A 3,569-nucleotide genomic window follows, 5' to 3' on the forward strand; every position below is an offset into this window, starting at 1 on the left:
CTGCCTCCGGTGGCCCACCTGGCCATGGCGGCCCACACCGAGTCCAGCGCGCGCCTGCTGCGCGAGCTGCTGGCGCGCGGCAACGCCCCCACCGCGCTGTTCTGTTCGAACGACCTGCTGGCCGCTTCGGTCATCGCGCAACTGGCCGCGCTGCGCGTGCGCGTGCCCGATGACATTGCGGTTTGCGGGTTCGACGGCGTCAGTATCGGCGCGCTGATGGTTCCGCCGCTTTGCACCGTGGAACAGCCCAGCCGCCAGATCGGGGCAACCGCTTGCGCGCTGCTGCTGGCGCGGCTGGGCGGCGAGACCCCCGCGTCGGTGCGCCTGCCGCACCGCCTTATCCAGGGCGGCACCGCCGCTCCCCTTGCCCACCCAGTTCCCTCTTCAAGGAAACGCTCGTCATGAAACCACTAATCCGTACCGTGCTGCGTGCCGCCGCGCTGACGCTGGCCCTGGCCGGCGCCTCGGCGCAGGCACAGAATGCCATTTGCTACAACTGCCCGCCGGAATGGGCCGACTGGGGCACCCAGTTGAAGGCCATCAAAAAAGCCACGGGTATTACCGTACCGGCAGACAACAAGAACTCGGGCCAGTCGCTGGCCTCGATCGCGGCCGAGAAAAGCAACCCCGTCGCCGACGTCGTGTACTACGGCGTCACCTTCGGCATCCAGGCCGCGCAGGACGGACTGGTGCAGGGTTACAAGCCGCACAACTGGGACAAGATTCCCGATGGCATGAAAGACCCTGACGGCAAATGGTTTGCCATTCATTCGGGCGCGCTGGGCCTGATGGTGAACGTGGACGCGCTGGGCGGCAAGCCGGTGCCGCGTTCCTGGGCCGACCTGCTCAAACCCGAGTATCGCGGCATGGTGGGCTATCTGGATCCGGCCTCGGCCTTCGTGGGCTATGTGGGCGCGGTGGCCATCAACCGCGCCATGGGCGGTACGCTGGATGATTTCGGCCCGGCCCTAGACTGGTTCAAGAAAATGTCGGCCAATCGCCCCATCGTGCCCAAGCAGACGGCCTACGCGCGCGTACTGTCCGGCGAGATACCGATACTGGTCGACTACGACTTCAACGCCTATCGCGCCAAGTACAAAGACGGCAGCAACATCGAGTTCGTGATTCCCGCCGAAGGCACGATCGCCGTGCCGTACGTCATGAGCCTGGTGGCCAAGGCCCCGCATGCCAACAACGGCAAGAAGGTGCTGGATTTCACCCTGTCGGATGAAGGCCAGGCCATCTGGGCCAACGCCTTCCTGCGCCCCATCCGCCCCGAGGCCATCTCGGCCGAGGCGCAGAAGAAGTTCCTGCCGGAATCCGAGTACGCGCGGGTCGGCACGGTGGACTACGCCAAGATGGCGGCCGGGCAACGCGCGTTCTCGCAGCGCTACGCACAAGAGGTGAACTGATGCCCGGGAACCGCGTTGCCCGGATGCGGGCGGGGGGCTGCTGATATGGCCCGCCGCGGATGGATCTGGTTTGCCGCGCCCGCGGCAACGCTGTTCCTGGCCTTCTGGCTGCTGCCCATGATGGGCCTGGCCCTGGTGGGCGCCGAAAGCAAGGACGGCCAGTCGGCCTACCTGACGGTGCTGACCCGCCCGCAGTACTGGATCAGCCTGTTCAACACCGTGGCGCTATCGCTGGCCGCGACACTGGCCACGCTGGCGCTGTCGCTGCCGGTGGGACGCTTCCTGGCCTGGCACCCGCGCTTTGCCGGGCGGCGCCTGTTGATGTCGCTGCTGACCTTCCCGCTGGCGTTTCCCGGCGTGGTGGTGGGCTTCCTGATCATTCTGCTGGCCGGGCGCCAGGGCGTGCTGGGCACCCTGACCGACTGGCTGACGGGCGACCGCATGGTGTTCGCCTACGGCATGGGCGGGCTGTTCCTGGGATACCTGTACTTTTCGCTGCCGCGCTGCATCGGGGTATTGGCGGCGGCCGCCGAACAGATCGACACCAGCCTGCTGGAAGCCGCCCGCACGCTGGGCGCCAGCCCCTGGCGCCGCTTCGTGGACATTGAGTTGCCGGCCATGACGCCGGCGCTGATCGGCGCGGGCGCCATGAGCTTCGCCACCAGCATGGGCGCGTTCGGCACGGCCTTCACGCTGGCAACGCAGATCGACGTGCTGCCCATCACCATTTACAACGAGTTCACCAACTACGCCAATATTCCGGTGGCGGCCGCGCTGTCCATTGTGCTGGGCCTGGCCACCTGGGCCGTGCTGTACCTGGCGCACAGCCTGGCGGGCGCGCGCGTGGGCGCCGCGGCGTAAAGGGGCACGGAATGAACACTTCCAAGACCGACACCCGCCTGGGCCTGGCCGTAACGCTGGCCGTGGCGGCCTTCCTGATCGGCCCCGTCGTGCTGTCGGTGCTGGCGGGCCTGACGAACAACTACTTTGTCGGCCTGTCCAGCGGCCTGACGCTGCGCTGGGTGGCGCAGGTATGGGACATGTACGCCGACACCATCTGGCGTTCGTTCGCGGTGGCCTTGCTGACCCTGGCCATCTGTACGCTGGTGGGCGTGCCTGCCGCTTGGGTGCTGACGCTGCACCGCGGCCGCGTGGCGCGCGCACTGGAAGAACTGCTGACCCTGCCCGTGGCCGTGCCGGGGCTGGCTTCCGCGCTGGCGCTGATCGTGTCGTGGGGCACGGTGCAGGGCCTGCGCGGCAGCCTGTGGTTCATCGTGATCGGCCATGTGTTGTTCACCTTGCCTTTCATGGTGCGCGCCGCGCGCGCCAGCATGCATGGCGCGGGCCTGGCCACGCTGGACGAAGCGGCCGCGACGCTGGGCGCGTCGCGCTCGCAGCGCTTTCTGCAGATCGTGGTGCCCAACGCCGCGCCCGGCATTGTCACCGGCGCGCTGACCGTGCTGACGCTGTCCATCGGCGAATTCAACCTGACCTGGCTGCTGCACACTCCGCTGACCAAGACCTTGCCCGTCGGCCTGGCCGACAGCTACGCCTCGTCGCGGCTGGAAATTGCCTCGGCCTACACCCTGGTGTTCCTGTTGATGCTGGTGCCGCTGCTGGTGGGCCTGCAATGGCTGGCGGCGCGCGGCGACCGCCCGACCCGCCTGGCCCGGCCCGCCGCCAATTCCTCTACCCGGATCTCGACTCCATGACCGACCCCGTTGCCATTACCCTGGCGCGCTGCGCCAAGACCTGGCCCGATGGCTCGCGCGCGCTGCAACCTGTCGACCTGCATGTGCAGGGCGGCGAAACCCTGGCGCTGCTGGGCCCATCGGGTTGCGGCAAGACAACGCTGCTGCGGCTGATATGCGGCCTGGAACAGGCCGACGCGGGCGCCTCCATCCGCTTCGGCAACGACGAGGTCAGCGCCCTGGCGCCCGAGGCGCGCGGCGTGGGCGTGGTGTTCCAGAACTACGCGCTGTTTCCCAACATGTCCGTGGCGCAGAACGTGGCCTATGGCCTGCGCGTGCGCAAGAAAAGCGCCGCGCAGTGCCTGGACCGCGCGCGCGAACTGCTGGCCCTGGTGCGCCTGGACGCCTACGCCGACCGGCGCGTCGACCAGTTGTCGGGCGGGCAGCGCCAGCGCGTGGCGCTGGC

The 3,569-nt window shown here is 68.2% G+C and carries 5 protein-coding genes; all 5 read left to right on the top strand.

Going from position 1 to position 3,569, the window contains the following annotated elements; all coding sequences use genetic code 11:
* Positions 1-405: substrate-binding domain-containing protein (locus LPZ50_RS23130; RefSeq protein WP_230665192.1), on the top strand; the 405-nt coding region annotated here is incomplete at its 5' end.
* Positions 402-1,412, top strand: coding sequence for an ABC transporter substrate-binding protein (locus LPZ50_RS23135; protein ID WP_230665194.1), 1,011 nt, complete (start codon positions 402-404; stop codon positions 1,410-1,412). The genes LPZ50_RS23130 and LPZ50_RS23135, both read left to right, overlap by 4 nt.
* 45 nt (positions 1,413-1,457) lie before the next feature.
* Positions 1,458-2,273: an ABC transporter permease gene (locus LPZ50_RS23140; protein ID WP_230665196.1), complete on the top strand. Its 816-nt coding sequence runs from the start codon at positions 1,458-1,460 to the stop codon at positions 2,271-2,273.
* 11 nt (positions 2,274-2,284) lie between these two features.
* Positions 2,285-3,124, top strand: coding sequence for an ABC transporter permease (locus LPZ50_RS23145; protein ID WP_230665198.1), 840 nt, complete (start codon positions 2,285-2,287; stop codon positions 3,122-3,124).
* A partial coding sequence (locus LPZ50_RS23150; RefSeq protein ID WP_230665199.1) for an ABC transporter ATP-binding protein occupies positions 3,121-3,569 on the top strand: 449 nt, incomplete at its 3' end. The genes LPZ50_RS23145 and LPZ50_RS23150, both read left to right, overlap by 4 nt.

Source organism: Bordetella petrii, from assembly GCF_020991325.1.
In the GTDB taxonomy this organism is placed as follows: Bacteria; Pseudomonadota; Gammaproteobacteria; order Burkholderiales; family Burkholderiaceae_B; genus Bordetella_A; species Bordetella_A petrii_E.

What these genes read in the sequence shown, in the direction of transcription:
- LPZ50_RS23135 (WP_230665194.1), top strand. Translation starts at nt 402, where the DNA reads ATGAAACCACTAATCCGTACCGTGCTGCGTGCCGCCGCGCTGACGCTG.
- LPZ50_RS23140 (WP_230665196.1), top strand. Translation starts at nt 1,458, where the DNA reads ATGGCCCGCCGCGGATGGATCTGGTTTGCCGCGCCCGCGGCAACGCTG.
- LPZ50_RS23145 (WP_230665198.1), top strand. Translation starts at nt 2,285, where the DNA reads ATGAACACTTCCAAGACCGACACCCGCCTGGGCCTGGCCGTAACGCTG.